The following is a 16,060-nucleotide window of genomic DNA, read 5'->3' on the forward strand; positions in this document are numbered from 1 at the left end:
CGGATGAGGGCTCAGATTTCGTCGCGGCGCTGGCGCAGCCAGATGGCGGCGGCGATGAAGACGATGCCCACCGCGGCGCCAATCCACAACTCCGGCGTGGCCAGGGCGGCGAACTGGGTGGCCGGGGAGAAGCCATCCAGCAACGAATGCAGCGACTCACGCGGGGCACGGGCATCGGCGGTGTAGGCCAGGTCCACGCCGGGGACGGTGCCCAGCAGCAGGCGACCAACCACGTGCGCCCAGAACCAGCTGCCGTCGCTGCCGAACAGGCGCATCAGGCCGAACCAGCTCACCACCACGCCGGAGAACACCGGCAGCATCACCGCCCACAGGAACGGCTTGCTCTTGGCCCAGGCCGAGCACATCAGCAGCCAGCCGGCGGTCGGCAACGCCCACAGCGCGTAGACCGGGATGCGGCACAGGAACGATGCGGCGATCGTCAGCGGCTCGGCGGGGCCCCAGATCAGCGTCATCGGGCTGCCACCATGGGCGAGCACGACCAGGCTGATGATGGCCAGGAAGCCGAACATGGCGACGATGGCGGCCACGGTGGCCAGCAGCGGTGCCAGCACGACACCGGCGATCAGCTTGGACAGCACGGTCTGGGTGTCCGACAGCGGCATCGACTTCCAGAACAGGATGCTGCGATCGCGGCGATCGTCGTACAGCGCGCCCAGGAAGTAGAAGAACACCACGAACATCAGCACGATGAACGGCCAGCCGGCGCTGAGCAGCAGGGTGAAGTTGATGCCGTTGGCCAGGTCCTGGGCATCACCGGCCGACATCTGGCTGGTCAGCAGGCTCAGGTCCAGGCCGTTGACGTTCACGCCATTGATATGGAGGTCACCGGTGCTTGCCGCACGGCTGGCTGCCCACAGGCCGGCGATGATCGCCATCGAGGACAGCAGCAGCGACACGCCGCCGGCCACGACCGGTGCCCAGAAGAAACCGCCCTTGTTTTCCCAGTATTCGCGCTTGAGCAGCCACTTCAGCTTGCCCAGCGGGGTGATGTGGTGTGCGGCGTTCATGCGTAGGTTCCCTTCATGGTGGCCACGAACAGGTCGGCCAGGCCGGGGTTGCGGGTTTCACCGAGGGCGGCGATGCGGCTGCGCTCGACGCCGTCGTAGAGCAGGACGGTCTTGCCGAACGGCAGGCTGCGCTCGTCGATCGGGCCCAGCGCGCGTGCTGCTTCCAGCGTGTCCGCCGAGGCCAGCAACTCGGTGTAGCGGTCGGCCAGGGTTTCCATGTCGGTGGACAGGACGATCCTGCCGTCGCGGATGAACAGCACGTCGGTGAGGATGTGCTCGATCTCCTCCACCTGGTGGGTGGTGACGATGATGGTCTTCTGCTCGTCGAAGTAGTCTTCCAGCAGGCGCTGGTAGAACTCCTTGCGGTACAGGATGTCCAGGCCCAGGGTTGGCTCGTCGAGCACCAGTACCTTGGCGTCGATGGCCATCACCAGGGCCAGGTGCAGCTGCACCACCATGCCCTTGGACAGCTCGCGCACGCGCTGCTTCGGGTTGAGCTTGGTATTGGCCAGGAAGCGCTCGCAGCGGGCGCGGTCGAAGCGCGGGTGGACGCCGGCGACGAAGTCGATGGCCTCCTTGACCCGGATCCAGCGCGGCAGCACCGCCACGTCGGCGATGAAGCACACGTCGTTCATCAGCGCGTTGCGACGGGTACGCGGGTCCATGCCCAGCACCCGCAGCTCGCCCTCGACCGCGGTCAGGCCGAGCAGGGCCTTCAGCGCGGTGGTCTTGCCGGCGCCGTTGGGGCCGATCAGGCCGACGATGCGACCCGGTTCAATGGTGAAGCTGGTGTTGTCCAGCGCCGGCTTCTGCTTGTAGGCCTTGCGCAGGCCCTTGGCGGAAACGACGGCTTCGACGGCGGCGTTCATAGAGTGGTCCCCGGTGGCAGCAGATCTTTCAAGGTCAGGCCCAGGCGCTGGATGCGCTCCAGTACGCTGGGCCATTCATCGTTGAGAAAACGGTCGCGCTCGTTGCCGCGCAGTTTCAGCGCGGCTTCCTCGGTCATGAACATGCCAAGGCCACGGCGCTTCTCGACCAGGTTCTCGTCGGCCAACTCCTGGTAGGCCCGCGAGACGGTGATCGGATTGAGCTGGTACTCGGCCGCCACCTGGCGCACCGAGGGCAGGGCATCACCCGGCTTGAGGACACCGTCCAGCATCATCGCGATCACGCGATCCTTCAGCTGGCGGTAGATGGGAGCGCCATCGCTCCACTGGATATCGGTCATGGGTCAGCTCCGCGGATTCAGCGACTGTGCGAAGGAGAAGTAGGGCAGTGACAGACTGGTACGCATCCGTCGGGCCGGTCGTTTCGCATGGGTTGGGGCGGTAGCATCCTGCTGTTCACCAGCTGCCTGCGCTGCATAATTCCCGCGGTCGGTTTGACCGCTCTGCAGCGCAGCCGAGCAGCCAAGCAGCAACAGTGCGCCGCTGACGGTCAGGGCCGGTAGGACGTGTCTGCTGTGCTTGCTGGCCATCTCGGACTCCCTGTGTAGGGTGGCTGGTGTTGTATGCAACTATAACACCGACACGGCGGCATGCAACTCCCTGCATGCCCAACTGATGGCCTATGCCGCCCGATGGCGGCCCAGGCCACCCGGAGAATGCTCATGAAGCTTCGTAACGCATTGATTGGATTGGTGGTTGGAGTTGGCTTCGGCGCCATTGCCGGGGCGTCGGCCGGCCCCTTGCTGGACCAGAACTACCGTTCGTTGGCCGGCAAGGAGGAGATCAACCTGAACCGCACTTACGGCGGCAAGGTGTTGCTGGTGGTCAACACCGCCTCCAAATGTGGCTTCACGCCCCAGTACGAAGGGCTGGAGGCATTGCAACAGCAACTGTCCGCGCGTGGTTTTGCCGTATTGGGCTTTCCGTCCAATGATTTCAAAGGCCAGGAACCCGGCAGCGAGGAGCAGATCCAGGAGTTCTGCACGCTGACCTATGGCGTGCGCTTCCCGATGTTCCAGAAAGTGCATGTGATCGGCCCGGAAACCACGCCGCTGTACCGCGAGTTGACGCGTGCCACCGGCGTGGCACCGGCCTGGAACTTCCACAAGTACCTGATCTCCCGCGACGGGCGGGTGGTGGCGCAGTTCCCGAGTCGGGTGCGCCCGGATGACCCGGAGCTGCGCGCGGCGATCGATCGCGAGCTGGCGGCCCCGGTTCCGGCGCGTTGACCTGCCTCGACATATCCGGTGCGCATGCGACAATGTCGCCCCTCGCGCCACCGGTGGCGTTTGTTCACTTCCAGGAAAGCAGCGAATGAAGATGGGAAAGCGTGGCGCAGTTGCGTCGCTTCTGATTCTGGCGATGGCGGCCCCCGGGGTCGCGTTTTCGCAACAACCTGCCGCTCCGGCGGCTACCAAGGAGAAGTCCGTTTTGACCTCGGAACGTGAAACGATCAGTTATGCCATCGGTATTGATGTCGCCAGCTCGTTTGAGCCCATCGCTGGCGAAGTGGACGTGGCCGAACTGCGCCGTGCCGTCGAGAATGCGTTCGCCGGCGGCCAGCCGCTGCTCTCGCAGGAAGAAGCCCAGCAGACCGACGCCGCGCTGCGCACCGTGATGATGGCCCGCGCCGGCCAGCAGGTGCCGGGCCTGGCGCCGGGCAGCCAGCCGACCGTCGACCGCAAGAAGGTCGGCCTGATGCTCGGCAGCTACGCCGTGGGCCCGTCGCTGGCCGCGATCAAGGACGACATCGACCTGAACTCGGTGTTCAAGGCGGTCAACGACGTGTTCTCCAAGGGCAACCCGACGATGACCCATGAGCAGGCCAAGGCCACGCTGCAGGCATTCAGCACCGCCAAGCAGTCCGCCGTCGCCGGCAAGAACCGTGAGCAGGGCAATGCGTTCCTGGCCAAGAACAAGACCCAGCCGGGCGTGGTGACCACCGCCTCGGGCCTGCAGTACCAGGTGCTGCGCGCCGGCAGCGGCGAGCGTCCGATGGCCACCAGCCGCGTGCGCGTCAACTACGAAGGCAAGCTGCTGGACGGCACCGTGTTCGACAGCAGCTACGAGCGTGGCCAGCCGGTCGATTTCGGCCTGAACCAGGTCATCAAGGGCTGGACCGAGGGCGTGTCGCTGATGCCGGTCGGCGCCAAGTATCGCTTCTGGATCCCCGCCGAGCTGGCCTATGGCAGCAATGGCAGCGGCCCGATCGGCCCGGAGTCCACGCTGACCTTCGACGTCGAGCTGCTGGGCGTCCTGCAGTAATCCGCATCAGAACGGAGCCGTCGCAGCCATGCGCGTAGCGATTTTCGGTACCGGTTACGTGGGTCTCGTCACCGGGACCTGCCTGGCCGAAGTCGGCCACGACGTGGTCTGCGTCGATATCGACCAGGCAAAGGTCGATGGCCTCGGGCAGGGAATCATCCCGATCTACGAGCCCGGCCTGGAGCCGATGGTGAAGGCCAACCACGCCGCAGGGCGGCTGGCCTTCACCACCGAGGCGGCCAGCGCGATCGCGCATGGCCAGGTCGTCTTCATCGCGGTCGGCACGCCGCCGGATGAAGACGGCAGCGCCGACCTGCAGTACGTGCTGGCGGTGGCCCGCACCATCGGCCGCCATCTGGCGCAGCCGGCGGTGGTGGTCAACAAGTCGACCGTGCCGGTGGGCACGGCCGACAAGGTCCGTGCCGCGATTGCCGGGGAACTGGCCGCGCGCGGCGTGGAGATCGCCTTCGACGTGGTCTCCAATCCCGAATTCCTCAAGGAAGGCGATGCGGTGGCCGACTGCATGCGCCCGGACCGCATCGTCATCGGTGCCGACAATCCGGACGCGGTGGCGGTGCTGCGCCGCCTGTATGCGCCGTTCAACCGCAACCGCGACCGCGTCGTCGAGATGGACGTGCGCTCGGCCGAGCTGACCAAGTACGCCGCCAATGCGATGCTGGCGACCAAGATCAGCTTCATGAACGAGATCGCCAACATCGCCGAGCGCGTGGGGGCCGACATCGAGCAGGTGCGCCAGGGCATTGGCTCTGACCCGCGCATCGGCTGGCACTTCATCTATCCAGGCGCCGGCTATGGCGGCTCCTGCTTCCCCAAGGACGTGCAGGCGCTGGCACGCACCGCGGCCCAGCATGGCCACCAGGCGCAGCTGCTCAACGCGGTGGAGGCGGTCAACGATGGCCAGAAGGGCCATCTGTTCGAGTTGATCCAGCGCCACTACGACCGTGGCGAGGACGAGGGCGTGCGCGGCAAGACCTTCGCCGTGTGGGGCCTGGCCTTCAAGCCCAACACCGATGACATGCGCGCGGCCCCGAGCCGGCGCCTGCTCGCGCAGTTGTGGGAGGCCGGTGCCACGGTGCGGGTGTTCGACCCGGAAGCCATGCACGAAGCCCGTCGGGTCTTCGGCGAGCGGGCGGACCTGGTGTTCTGCGAGACCGCATACGAAGCACTGGAAGGTGCCGATGCGCTGGCCGTGATCACCGAATGGAAGCAGTTCCGCAGCCCGGATTTCGCGCGGCTGCGCCAGACGCTGGGTGATGCGGTGGTGTTCGATGGCCGCAACATCTATGAACCCCAGGAGATCGAGGCCGCCGGCCTCGCCTATTACGGCATTGGCCGGGGACGCTCCCTGCATGCATGACCCAATCCCCAGCGAGCGCGAACAGGCGCTGGAATCACGCCTGATCGAGTTGGAGATGCGTGTTTCCTTCCAGGAACAGGCCCTGGCCGAACTGAGCGAGGCCCTGGCCGAAGCCCGGATGGAAGGCACCCGCAACACCAACCTGCTGCGCAACCTGCTCGATGACCTCGGCAAGGTGCGTACGGCGCTGTACGCCGACCCGGCCACCGAGCCGCCGCCCCCGCACTACTGATACAGAAGCACTGCAAGCATGAGTGACACTCTTCGCGACCAGCTCCTCGGGCTGGGTTTCAAGGCCGCGCCCAAGCCGGAGCGCAAACCCGAAGCGCGCCGTGACGGGCGTGCACCGAACCGCCAGGGCCAGCCGCCGGGCAAGCCCGGTGGTGGCAAGCCGCAGGCACACGCCGGCAAGCCGGGGCAGGCCAGGCCGGCGCAGGGCAAGCCGCAGCGGCAGGGCCCGCACAAGCCGCGTTCGCAGGAAGACATCGACCTGGCCAAGGCCTATGCGATCCGTGCGCAGCGGGAGAAGGACGAACGCATCGAGGCCGAGCGGCTGAAGCAGGAAGAAGCCCGTCTGCGCCGCGAAGCGCGCGCCAAGCTGGACGAGCTGATCAAGGACAAGGGGCTCAATGTCCCCGATGCCGACATCGCCCGCCACTTCCCCTATGGCGGCAAGATCAAGCGCATCTACGTCACCGCCGAGCAGCTCAAGGCGCTCAACGCCGGTGAGCTGGGCGTGCTGCAGCAGAATGGCCGCTACCTGCTGGTCACCGCGGCGTTGCTGGCCGAGGCCGAAGCCGTGTTCGCGCCGAGCGTGGCGTTGAAGGTCGACCCGAACGCGCCGATCGAGGACGACCCCTACGCGGACCCGAAGTTCCAGGTGCCGGACGATCTGGTCTGGTAGGTGCACCGCTCACCGCGATGGACACGGAAAAGACAGGTCAGTGGCCTGTCTTTTTTGTTGTGCGGGCAGGGCGATCGGGATCGGTGCTGCGGACCCGGGCAACGCTGATGATGGCGCGTCGATCGGCCACTGGTGCCGTGTTGACGGCCATGTGGACATAGATGTCGGTGGGGTTGCCCGGGTCGAACACGGTCAGGCCGTGGTAGTCCCATCCGTCTTCGCGGGTGACCGGCTCCTGGGCGATCCGGTAGCTGTTCTCGGCCAGTTCGCTGAAAAGGACGAAATCCTGGGCGATGGTCTCCGGGTCACCGCTGGCGGCGGTCATCGTGCAGGTGCCCTGGTCGGTCAGTACGAAGCCGTAGACACTGTCTTCGACCGTCATCAGCCAGGCCTTGCCGGCCCTTCCGTTGAGGTGTTGGTGCGCCGTCTCGCCCTGCAGGCGCTGGGCCACCCGGTCCAGTGTCTCGGTCAGCTTCTGCGGTTCGCCCAGGTACTGGAAGCAGGAGGAGACGAAGGCGCCGAAGGTCTGGTCTTCCTCGGCCCGGGCCAGCCCGGGTGCGGCGAGCAGCAGTGCAGCCACTGCAATGCAGGGCCAATGGTGCAGTTTCATGACAACTCCCCCTGAGTCGTGAACGCTGCGCCGTTATAGCAGGACCGGGCGGGGGAGGGGTGTGCTCAGCCTGCGGCTTGGCGGGCCTGGCGCGATGGCGGCAGCCAGTACAGGGCGATCAGCGCGCCGAGCAGGGCGAAGCCGCCGCCCACCAGGAAGGCGACCTTGCCGTCGCCGAACCGCCACAGCTGGCCGGCGATCAGTGCGCCGAGCACGCCGCCCAGGCCGGACGAGAAGCCGTAGAACAGGCCCTGGCCGTGGCCGTTGAGGTTGCCGGGAAAGTAGCGCGCCAGCAGTTGCATGGCCGACGCGAAGAACGCCGCGAAGCCCAGGCAATGGGTGGTCTGCGCGACCAGCATCACCGGGAGGTTCTCCGGGTACAGCGCGGTCACCCACCAGCGCAGTGCGGCGCTGGCCATGGAAATGATCAGCAGCCAGCTGGCATCCCAGCGCTTGAAGAAGCCGGCGATCAGGAAGAACACCGCGACCTCGAAGACCACGCCCACCGTCCACATCACGCCCAGCAGCGAGGTGCTGTAGCCATGCTGGTCCATGTAGAGCGAGAAGAACGTGTAGTACGGGCCGAACGACAACTGCTCCAGGAAAGCGGCGATGAAGAAGGCGATGACGTGCTTCTGCCGGACGATGGCCCAGAAGCCGCCGTCGTGGTGGCTGTGGCTGCCGATGCAGCGCGCGTAGCGGTTGGCGAACGCCGAGCCGATCATCAGCACGAACAGCGGCAGCATCAGCCACGGCAGCTTGCCGGCGCCGTGGTGCTCGATCAGCCAGCCGAACAGGGTGACCACGATGATGAAGCCGAACGAGCCCCACACCCGGATCATCCCGTAACGGTGGCTGTCGCTGCCCAGGTGGGTGAGGGTGATCGACTCGAACTGCGGCATCACCGCGTTGTAGAAGAAGCAGAAGGCGATCATCACCCCGTACAGCGTCCAATGCGGCGCCGGCAGCAGGAAGCCGCAGAAGCTGAGCAGGGTCAGCACGCAGCCGATGCGCAGCCAGCGGATCGGCCTGGGCGAAACCGCCGCGAGCGACGTCCAGGTGCTGGGTGCGACCACGCGGGTGGCGTACCACAGGCTCATCATCACGCTGATCGCGGTGACGGTCATGCCGCGCGACTGCAGGTACAGGCTCCAGTACGGGGTGAACGCGCCGAGCGCGGCGTAGTAGAAGAAGTAGAAGCTCGACAGCCGCGCGGTGGGCACGGCTGCGGGGAGGGGGCTTGCGGCGGTCATGGGGTCAGAACAGGTCTTCGACCGGGGTGTTCAACAGTTCCACGGTGCCGTGCTTGAGCCGGCGCAGGCTGGAGATGCCGAGGTCGCGGATGAGCGAGTGGGTGGTATGGGGCAGGTCCGAATCGTACAGGTCCTGCGGGGCGACGTTCTTGCCGTGCACCCCCGGCATCAGGTCGATGCCGGCGGCGGTGTAGCAATGCTGCACCATCGCCGAGCAGTACAGCGCGCCTTCCCTGGACAGCAGGTTGCCGCGCCGCCGCAGGCGGGTGCTGTGCATCGCGAACAGCGTGCCCACCAGCTCGCTCAGCGAGTAGCTGGACAGCCCGGCCAGCAGGTCCAGCGCGGCGACCTGGACGTTGCGGGTCTGGGCGGCGTCCAGGTTGAAGTCGAGGATGGCCAGGTTGGGGAAGGCCGCATCGTCGAAGTAGCGGTCAGCGCGGTTCTCCTGCGCGCCGAGCCGCAACTGGCGGTTGCGCAGGTCCAGGTCCGATTCGAGCACCCACCAATGGCCGTCCAGGCGTTGTTCGCTGAACAGGAAGGCGTGCGACCACAGGCTGCGGTGCCCGTCCTCGGTGAGCGGCGCCTGGGCCTTGCGGATGGCCTTGCCGATCCAGTCAGAGGTGCCGCACAGGCCGATGCAGCCCGGCCGGGCGTACTTGCGGATCAGTTCGGCGTTGCGGCTTTCCATGGCGGCTTACTCGGGGTCGTAGTCCAGGTTGGAGGCCAGCCAGCGTTCAACCTGGGCGCGCTCCACGCCCTTGCGGCGGGCGTAGTCGCTGACCTGTTCGCGCGAGACCCGGCCCACCACGAAGTACTGGCTTTGCGGATGGCTGAAGTAATAGCCCGAGACCGCCGCGGTCGGCAACATCGCGAAGCTCTCGGTCAACGACATACCGATGTCGCCGGCGCCCAGCATCGCGAACAGGGTCTGCTTCTCGCTGTGCTCCGGGCAGGCCGGGTAGCCGGGGGCCGGGCGGATGCCGCTGTACTTCTCGGCGATCAGCGCCTCGTTGTCGAGTTGCTCGTCGGCGGCGTAGCCCCAGAACTCGGTGCGCACGCGCTGGTGCAGGCGCTCGGCCATGGCCTCGGCCAGGCGGTCGGCCAGGGCCTTGAGCAGGATGGCGTTGTAGTCGTCGTAGGCGGCTTCGAAGCGGGCCACGTGCGGCTCGATGCCGATGCCGGCGGTGACCGCGAAGGCACCGATCCAGTCCTGCTTGCCGCTGGTTTCCGGGGCGATGAAGTCGGCCAGGCAGAAATCCGGGCGCTCGGCCGGCTTGTCGACCTGCTGGCGCAGGAAGTGCAGGGTGTGGTGCGAATCAGGCTGAGCAAGCCCCTCTCCCGCGCGCGGGAGAGGGGTTGGGGTGAGGGCGCTCTTAAGGCCCATGGAGCCAGACCCGCCCCCATCCGCCCTGCGGGCACCTTCCCCCGTGAACGGGGGAAGGGAGGTGAATGCTGCGCCTGCAAGGTTCACCACCACATCGTCGCCCTTGCTGTTCGCCGGCCAGATCCCGAACACGGCCCGGGCGGTCAGCCATTTCTCATCAACGATCCGCTTCAGCATCGCCTGCGCATCCTTGAACAGGTCACTGGCCTGCGGGCCGACGATCTCGTCGGTGAGGATCGCCGGGAACTTGCCGGCCAGCTCCCACGCCTGGAAGAACGGCGTCCAGTCGATCACCGGCAGCAGGTCTTCCAGCGGATAGTCGTCGAACACGTGCAGGCCGGGCGAGGCGGGTGCCGGCGGGGTGTACTGCGCCCAGTCACAGGTGAAGCGCTGGCCGCGCGCATGCTCCAGCGATATCAGCCGCTTGGCATCACCGCGGTTCCTGTGGCGGTTGCGGATGTCGGCGTAGTCGGCGTCGTTGGCGGCGACGAAGGCGTCGCGCAGGTCGCTGGAAATCAGCGACTGGGCCACGCCGACCGCACGCGAGGCGTCCTTCACCCACACCGTCGGCGCGCTGTAGAACGGGTCGATCTTCAGCGCGGTATGCGCGCGCGAGGTGGTGGCGCCGCCGATCATCAGCGGCATGCTGAAGCCCTGCCGCTGCATCTCCCTGGCGACGTGGCTCATCTCTTCCAGCGACGGGGTGATCAACCCGGACAGGCCGATGATGTCGGCGTTCTCGGCGCGGGCGGCGTCCAGGATCTTCTGCGCCGGCACCATCACGCCCAGGTCCACGACCTCGAAGTTGTTGCAGGCCAGGACCACGCCGACGATGTTCTTGCCGATGTCGTGCACGTCGCCCTTGACCGTGGCCATGATGATCTTGCCGTTGGACTTGCCCACGTCACCGGTGCGCGCCTTCTCCTCCTCGATGAAGGGCAGCAGGTAGGCCACGGCCTTCTTCATCACGCGCGCGGACTTGACCACCTGCGGCAGGAACATCTTGCCGGCGCCGAACAGGTCGCCGACCACGTTCATGCCGTCCATCAACGGGCCTTCGATCACGTCCAGCGGCCGGCTGGCCTGCTGGCGGGCCTCCTCGGTGTCCTCCTCGACCCAGGCATCCAGGCCATGCACCAGCGCATGGGCCAGGCGCGCGCGCACCGGATGCTGGCGCCAGCCCAGGTCCTCGGTCTTCTTCTCGCCCTTCCTGCCCTTGTAGCGCTCGGCGATGTCGAGCAGGCGTTCGGTGCCGTCGCGGCGGCGGTTGAGGATCACATCCTCGACCGCTTCGCGCAGTTCCGGGTCGAGCTGGTCATAGATGGGCATGGCGCCGGCGTTGACGATGCCCATGTCCATGCCGGCCTGGATGGCGTGGTACAGGAACACCGAGTGGATCGCCTGGCGCACGGTCTCGTTGCCGCGGAACGAGAACGACACGTTCGATACGCCGCCGGAGACATGGCAGCCGGGCAGCGTGCGCTTGATGATGCGGGTGGCCTCGATGAAGTCCACCGCGTAGTTGTCGTGCTCCTCGATGCCGGTGGCCACGGCGAAGATGTTCGGGTCGAAGATGATGTCTTCCGGCGGGAAACCGACCTGCTCGGTGAGGATGCGGTAGGCGCGCGTGCAGATCTCCACCTTGCGTTCGCAGGTGTCGGCCTGGCCCACTTCGTCGAAGGCCATCACCACCGCGGCGGCGCCGTAGCGGCGCACCAGCCGCGCGTGTTCAAGGAAGGCGGCCTCGCCTTCCTTGAGCGAGATCGAGTTGACCACGCTCTTGCCCTGCAGGCACTTCAACCCGGCCTCGATCACGCTCCACTTGGAGGAATCGACCATCACCGGGATGCGCGCGATGTCCGGCTCGGACATGATCAGGTTGAGGAAGCGCACCATCGCCTTCTCCGAATCGATCAGGCCTTCGTCCATGTTGACGTCAAGGATCTGCGCCCCGTTGGCCACCTGTTGGCGGGCGACCTCGACGGCTTCCTCGTAGCGTTCTTCCTTGACCAGTTTGCGGAACTGCGCGCTGCCGGTGACGTTGGTGCGTTCGCCCACGTTGATGAACAGCAGGTCCGGGGTGATGACCAGCGGTTCCAGGCCGGACAGGCGGGTGTAGTGCACGGCGGGGGAGGAGTCGTTGCCCATTACCAGACCTTGAAAACCTGTCCGTTGGCGATGCCGTCGATGCTGCGCTGGTAGGCCAGGGCGGCACGTGCGGCGCTGACCGGTTCGAAGCCCGGGAAGAAGTCGCCATAGGCATCGAGCGCTTCGACCAGCACGCTGGGGCTGACCACGTTGATGCGCAGGCCACGCGGCAGCTCCAGCGCGGCGGCGCGGACGAAGCCCTCCACCGCTGCGTTGACCGCGGTGGCATTGGCGCCCTGGGCGATCGGCTGTTCGGTGAGGATGCCGGTGGTCAGGGTGATCGAGCCACCCTCATTGAGGTGATGCTGGCCGAGCAGTGCCAGTCGCACCTGGCCCAGCAGCTTGTCCTGCAGTCCCTGGTTGAACTGGGCGGCGGTCATCTGCGTCAACGGGCCGAAATGAACGTTGCCGGTGGTGGAGACGATGGCATCCAACGGACCCACCGCCTGCAACAGCGCCGATACGCTCTGCTCGTCACCGAGGTCGACCGGATGCGCGGCGTCCGAACGCGAGGCGGTGATCACCTCATGCCGTTGGCGCAGGTGTGCGGCGACGGCCTTGCCCAGGGTGCCACTGGCACCCACCAGCAGGATCTTCTTCTTCATGGCGTTTCCTCAGGCAGCCTTGGTGAGCGGGGCAAGGGCGCGCGGTGGCAGCCCGGCGACCGCTTCGGCGATGGCACGGATATGGTCGGGCGAGGTGCCGCAGCAGCCGCCGACCAGGTTGAGCAGGCCGGATTCGGCGAACTCCTTCAGGGTGGCGGCCATTTCCTCGGGGGTCTCGTCGTACTCGCCGAAGGCATTGGGCAGGCCGGCGTTGGGGTGCGCGCTGACGTAGCCGCTGGACACCTGCGCCAGCGTTTCCACGTGCGGGCGCATGTCGGTGGCGCCGAGCGCGCAGTTGAAGCCTATCGACAGCGGGTTGCCATGCGCGACCGAGGCATAGAACGCCTCGGCGGTCTGGCCGGACAGGGTACGGCCGGAGGCATCGGTGATGGTGCCGGAGATCATCACCGGCAGCCGCGCGCCGCGCTGGTCGAAGACTTCCTCGATGGCGAACAACGCCGCCTTGGCATTGAGCGTGTCGAAGATGGTTTCCACCATCAGCGTGTCGGCGCCGCCGTCGATCAGCCCGTCGATGGCCTCGCGGTAGGTTTGCCGCAGCGCGTCGAAGCTGGTGTTGCGGAAGCCGGGGTCGTTGACGTCCGGGCTGATCGAGGCGGTGCGGCTGGTCGGGCCGAGTACGCCGATCACGAAGCGCGGCTTGTCCGGGGTGCGGGCTTCCACTGCGTCACAGCACTGGCGGGCGACCTGGGCACCGGCCTTGTTGAGCTCGTACACCAGGTGTTCCAAGTGGTAATCGGCCTGGCTGATCGAGGTCGCGTTGAAGGTGTTGGTCTCCACCAGGTCCGCACCGGCCTCGAGGTAGGCGGTATGGATGCCGGCGATCACGTCCGGGCGGGTCAGCAGCAGCAGGTCGTTGTTGCCCTTGAGGTCGTGCTCGCAACCGGGTCCGTGCACGTGCTGGCTGTCGAACCCGCCCACGAAGCGCTCGCCCCGGTAGTCGCCTTCCTCCAGGCGATGGCGCTGGATCATCGTGCCCATGGCGCCGTCGATGATCAGGATGCGTTGTTCAAGCGCGGCCAGCAGCTTGGCGACGCGTTCGGGGTGGAGCCAGGGGAGGGCTTGCATAGGGCGGGCCGGGTTCGATGCTTCAGGGACGATGGGCGATCAGCGCGATCACTTCGAAATGCGGCGGGCGCTTCTCGCGGGTCACGGTTTCCAGGCTGGACACTTCCAGCCCGCTCTTCTCGACGAACTTGCGCAGTTCTTTGCCGGTGAAGCCCAGGTTGACGTGGCCGTAGGCCTCGACCGCCACCTTGTGCTCATGCCGGGCCAGGCTGCACAGCATCAGCCGGCCGCCGGGCCGCAGTACCCGGGCGCACTCGGCCACGGCCTTGGCCGGGTGGCTGGAGTAGGTCAGGGCGTGCATCAGCACCACCAGGTCGAAGCTGCCATCGGCGAAGGGCAGCTTGTGCATGTCGCCTTCCAGCACCTCCACGTTGGGCAGCTTGCGCAGGCGTTCGCTGGCGGCGGCCACCACGCGGGCGCTGGTGTCGATGCAGACGTAGCGCTGTGCGTGCGGGGCCAGCAGTTCGGCCAGCACGCCATCACCGGAGGCGATGTCGAGCACGTCGCCGGTTTCCAGCAGCGGCAGCGCGCTGCGCGCCATCGCCTCCCAGGTGCGGCCCGGGGAGTAGTGGCGTTCCATGTCGCCGGCCACGCTGTCGGCCCAGTTCTGGTCGGCGGCGCGCATCGCCAGCACCGCCGGCACGCGCTCGGCGTCCTGGCGCAGCAGCGGATCGTCGCTGCCGGTGCTCAGGGCATGCCACAATGCGCGCTGGGCCGGGTCCAGCGAGGCCTCGTCGAAACGGTAGTACGCGGACACGCCGGCACGGCGGTCGCGGACCAGCCCGGCTTCCTTCAGGCGCGCCAGGTGGGTGGACACGCGCGGCTGGGCCAGCGTGGTGATGGCCGACAACTCGGCCACGGTGAGTTCTTCCTGTTCAAGCAGCGTCAGCAGGCGTACCCGCGTTGCATCGGCGAACACTTTCAGACGGGTTGACCAGTCTTCCAGATCCATAAATATCTACCTATCGCGATATAGAGATATTTTCGCGCTGCCGCCACGCCGGGTCAAGGCGAGGCATAGGCTGAACCCGGTCGCGATGGTTACAATCGCAACTTGATTCAGCCCTGGGAGGGGTGTTGTGGACTTCAGTTTTTCCGACGAGCAGCTGATGCTGCAGGACGTCGCCCGTCGTATCGCCAAGGAAAAGATCGCCCCGAGCGCCGAGCACTTCGACGCCACCGGTGAGTACCCGCTGGACAACATCCGCCTGCTGGGCGAGAACGGCCTGATGGGCATCGAGGTGCCGGTCGAGTACGGCGGCTCGGGCATGGACCCGGTTTCCAGCGTGCTGGCCATCGTCGAGGTCTCCGCCGCCGACGCGGCGCACGCGACCATCATGTCGGTCAACAATTCGCTGTTCTGCAATGCGCTGCTGAGCTACGGCAGCGAGGCACAGAAGCAGACCTACGTGCGCGCCATTGCCGAGGGCAGCGCGATCGGTGCGTTCGCGCTGACCGAATCGCAGTCCGGCTCCGATGCCACGGCGATGCGCTGCCGCGCGGTCAAGCAGGCCGATGGTTCGTTCCTGGTCAACGGCCAGAAGAGCTGGATCACCTCCGGCCCGGTGGCGCGCTACATCGTGCTGTTCGCGATGACCGACCCGGAGAAGGGCGCGCGCGGCATCACCGCCTTCATGATCGACACCACCAAGCCCGGCTTTGGCCGCGGCAAGACCGAGCCCAAGCTGGGCGTGCGTGCGTCGGCGACCTGCGAGATCGAGTTCCAGGACTACGTGGCCAGTGCCGAGGATGTGATCGGTGAGGAAGGGCAGGGCTTCAAGATCGCGATGAGCCTGCTGGATTCGGGCCGCATCGGCATCGCGTCGCAGGCGGTGGGCATCGCCCGCGCCGCTTACGAGGCTTCGGTGGACTACGTGAAGGAGCGCAAGTCGTTCGGCGCGCCGATCGGCACCTTCCAGATGATCCAGGCCAAGGTCGCTGACATGAAGTGCAAGCTGGATGCGGCGATGCTGCTGACCTTGCGCGCAGCCTGGCTGAAGTCGCAGGGCAGGAAGTTCTCCACCGAGGCGGCGGTCGCCAAGCTGACCGCGTCGGAGGCAGCGATGTGGATCGCCCACCAGGCGGTGCAGATCCATGGTGGCATGGGTTATTCGAAGGAAATGCCGCTGGAGCGTTACTTCCGCGATGCCAAGATCACCGAGATCTATGAAGGTACTTCGGAGATCCAGCGCATGGTGATTGCGCGCAACGAGACCGGATTGCGTTGAGTCGCAGCCAAGCGTGAACCAGAGATCCGATGCCGGGCAACCGGCATCGGATTTTTTTGTGCGGAGTCTGGTGCGGCGCAGGCGAGGCAACCGCGTTGTAGGAGTCAACTGTCTTTACCATGCTGCTCTGAAGCGGCTTTCCAAGGGGCATTGTCGCGGCGCATGGCATTAAGACGGGTGAGGTATTTGCGCATGCATGCCGTTACTGCGAGCTTTTTGGGTTT

16 protein-coding genes are annotated in these 16,060 nt (G+C 66.4%); 6 read left to right on the plus strand and 10 right to left on the minus strand.

All coding sequences use genetic code 11. The annotated features are described in order from the left end of the window. Positions 1–11: 11 nt before the first annotated feature. From IB227_RS15930 to IB227_RS15940, 3 genes are read right to left on the minus strand one after another with little or no spacing between them, the layout of a single operon-like run. Complete coding sequence (locus IB227_RS15930) at positions 12–1,028, minus strand: hypothetical protein (protein WP_132864290.1); 1,017 nt, start codon at positions 1,026–1,028, stop codon at positions 12–14. Beyond that, positions 1,025–1,897, minus strand: coding sequence for an ABC transporter ATP-binding protein (locus IB227_RS15935; protein ID WP_132864289.1), 873 nt, complete (start codon positions 1,895–1,897; stop codon positions 1,025–1,027). The genes IB227_RS15930 and IB227_RS15935 overlap by 4 nt, the downstream gene beginning before the upstream one ends. Beyond that, positions 1,894–2,256, minus strand: coding sequence for a GntR family transcriptional regulator (locus tag IB227_RS15940; RefSeq protein WP_132864288.1), 363 nt, complete (start codon positions 2,254–2,256; stop codon positions 1,894–1,896). Before IB227_RS15940 ends, IB227_RS15935 begins: the two co-directional genes overlap by 4 nt. A gap of 381 nt (positions 2,257–2,637) precedes the next feature. Between IB227_RS15940 and IB227_RS15945 the strand changes: the two genes are divergently transcribed. From IB227_RS15945 to IB227_RS15965, 5 genes are all read left to right on the plus strand, one after another. Then, complete coding sequence (locus IB227_RS15945; RefSeq protein ID WP_132864286.1) at positions 2,638–3,204, plus strand: glutathione peroxidase; 567 nt, start codon at positions 2,638–2,640, stop codon at positions 3,202–3,204. A gap of 85 nt (positions 3,205–3,289) precedes the next feature. Further along, a complete protein-coding gene (locus IB227_RS15950) occupies positions 3,290–4,240 on the plus strand; it encodes an FKBP-type peptidyl-prolyl cis-trans isomerase (protein WP_192288186.1) in 951 nt (316 codons plus the stop codon). Between the two features lie 28 nt (positions 4,241–4,268). Continuing rightward, the gene (locus tag IB227_RS15955) at positions 4,269–5,618 is read left to right on the plus strand and encodes a UDP-glucose/GDP-mannose dehydrogenase family protein (RefSeq protein ID WP_192288187.1); all 1,350 of its coding nucleotides are present in this window, start codon (positions 4,269–4,271) and stop codon (positions 5,616–5,618) included. After that, positions 5,611–5,850, plus strand: a complete 240-nt coding sequence (locus IB227_RS15960) for a SlyX family protein (protein WP_132864283.1) — start codon at positions 5,611–5,613, stop codon at positions 5,848–5,850. Before IB227_RS15955 ends, IB227_RS15960 begins: the two co-directional genes overlap by 8 nt. 18 nt (positions 5,851–5,868) lie before the next feature. Continuing rightward, positions 5,869–6,522 carry a DUF2058 family protein gene (locus IB227_RS15965; protein WP_132864282.1) on the plus strand — a complete coding sequence of 218 codons (654 nt, stop codon included), beginning with the start codon at positions 5,869–5,871 and terminating at the stop codon, positions 6,520–6,522. Positions 6,523–6,559: 37 nt separating this feature from the next. On the opposite strand, the gene IB227_RS15970 is transcribed toward IB227_RS15965, so the two are convergent. The 7 genes from IB227_RS15970 to IB227_RS16000 form a co-directional block, all read right to left on the minus strand. Beyond that, positions 6,560–7,132, minus strand: coding sequence for a hypothetical protein (locus IB227_RS15970; protein ID WP_192288188.1), 573 nt, complete (start codon positions 7,130–7,132; stop codon positions 6,560–6,562). 65 nt (positions 7,133–7,197) lie between these two features. Next, positions 7,198–8,385 (minus strand): MFS transporter, encoded by a 1,188-nt coding sequence (locus tag IB227_RS15975; protein WP_192288189.1) that lies wholly within the window; start codon positions 8,383–8,385, stop codon positions 7,198–7,200. 4 nt (positions 8,386–8,389) lie between these two features. Further along, positions 8,390–9,073 carry a hypothetical protein gene (locus IB227_RS15980; RefSeq protein ID WP_192288190.1) on the minus strand — a complete coding sequence of 228 codons (684 nt, stop codon included), beginning with the start codon at positions 9,071–9,073 and terminating at the stop codon, positions 8,390–8,392. 6 nt (positions 9,074–9,079) lie between these two features. Then, positions 9,080–11,917: a methionine synthase gene (gene metH / locus IB227_RS15985; RefSeq protein ID WP_192288191.1), complete on the minus strand. Its 2,838-nt coding sequence runs from the start codon at positions 11,915–11,917 to the stop codon at positions 9,080–9,082. Beyond that, positions 11,917–12,522, minus strand: a complete 606-nt coding sequence (locus IB227_RS15990; RefSeq protein WP_192288192.1) for a short chain dehydrogenase — start codon at positions 12,520–12,522, stop codon at positions 11,917–11,919. Before IB227_RS15990 ends, metH begins: the two co-directional genes overlap by 1 nt. Positions 12,523–12,531: 9 nt before the next feature. Next, positions 12,532–13,608, minus strand: coding sequence for a homocysteine S-methyltransferase family protein (locus IB227_RS15995; RefSeq protein ID WP_192288193.1), 1,077 nt, complete (start codon positions 13,606–13,608; stop codon positions 12,532–12,534). Between the two features lie 22 nt (positions 13,609–13,630). Beyond that, entirely contained in the window at positions 13,631–14,560 is a 930-nt protein-coding gene (locus tag IB227_RS16000; RefSeq protein WP_132864275.1) for an ArsR family transcriptional regulator, read from the minus strand. Positions 14,561–14,687: 127 nt separating this feature from the next. On the opposite strand from IB227_RS16000, the gene IB227_RS16005 reads away from it, so the two are divergent. Further along, positions 14,688–15,836, plus strand: coding sequence for an acyl-CoA dehydrogenase family protein (locus IB227_RS16005; protein ID WP_132864274.1), 1,149 nt, complete (start codon positions 14,688–14,690; stop codon positions 15,834–15,836). Positions 15,837–16,060: the final 224 nt, after the last annotated feature.

Origin of the sequence: Stenotrophomonas sp. STM01, assembly GCF_014852135.1 — a bacterium.
GTDB classification, from domain to species: domain Bacteria; phylum Pseudomonadota; class Gammaproteobacteria; order Xanthomonadales; family Xanthomonadaceae; genus Stenotrophomonas; species Stenotrophomonas capsici.

Coding starts and splice junctions, on each gene's coding strand:
- IB227_RS15960 (WP_132864283.1), top strand. CDS start 5,611: ATGCATGACCCAATCCCCAGCGAGCGCGAACAGGCGCTGGAATCACGC.
- IB227_RS15995 (WP_192288193.1), bottom strand. CDS start 13,608: ATGCAAGCCCTCCCCTGGCTCCACCCCGAACGCGTCGCCAAGCTGCTG.
- IB227_RS15935 (WP_132864289.1), bottom strand. CDS start 1,897: ATGAACGCCGCCGTCGAAGCCGTCGTTTCCGCCAAGGGCCTGCGCAAG.
- IB227_RS15975 (WP_192288189.1), bottom strand. CDS start 8,385: ATGACCGCCGCAAGCCCCCTCCCCGCAGCCGTGCCCACCGCGCGGCTG.
- IB227_RS15990 (WP_192288192.1), bottom strand. CDS start 12,522: ATGAAGAAGAAGATCCTGCTGGTGGGTGCCAGTGGCACCCTGGGCAAG.
- IB227_RS15955 (WP_192288187.1), top strand. CDS start 4,269: ATGCGCGTAGCGATTTTCGGTACCGGTTACGTGGGTCTCGTCACCGGG.
- IB227_RS15980 (WP_192288190.1), bottom strand. CDS start 9,073: ATGGAAAGCCGCAACGCCGAACTGATCCGCAAGTACGCCCGGCCGGGC.
- IB227_RS15970 (WP_192288188.1), bottom strand. CDS start 7,132: ATGAAACTGCACCATTGGCCCTGCATTGCAGTGGCTGCACTGCTGCTC.
- IB227_RS15940 (WP_132864288.1), bottom strand. CDS start 2,256: ATGACCGATATCCAGTGGAGCGATGGCGCTCCCATCTACCGCCAGCTG.
- metH (WP_192288191.1), bottom strand. CDS start 11,917: ATGGGCAACGACTCCTCCCCCGCCGTGCACTACACCCGCCTGTCCGGC.
- IB227_RS15950 (WP_192288186.1), top strand. CDS start 3,290: ATGAAGATGGGAAAGCGTGGCGCAGTTGCGTCGCTTCTGATTCTGGCG.
- IB227_RS15945 (WP_132864286.1), top strand. CDS start 2,638: ATGAAGCTTCGTAACGCATTGATTGGATTGGTGGTTGGAGTTGGCTTC.
- IB227_RS15965 (WP_132864282.1), top strand. CDS start 5,869: ATGAGTGACACTCTTCGCGACCAGCTCCTCGGGCTGGGTTTCAAGGCC.
- IB227_RS15930 (WP_132864290.1), bottom strand. CDS start 1,028: ATGAACGCCGCACACCACATCACCCCGCTGGGCAAGCTGAAGTGGCTG.
- IB227_RS16000 (WP_132864275.1), bottom strand. CDS start 14,560: ATGGATCTGGAAGACTGGTCAACCCGTCTGAAAGTGTTCGCCGATGCA.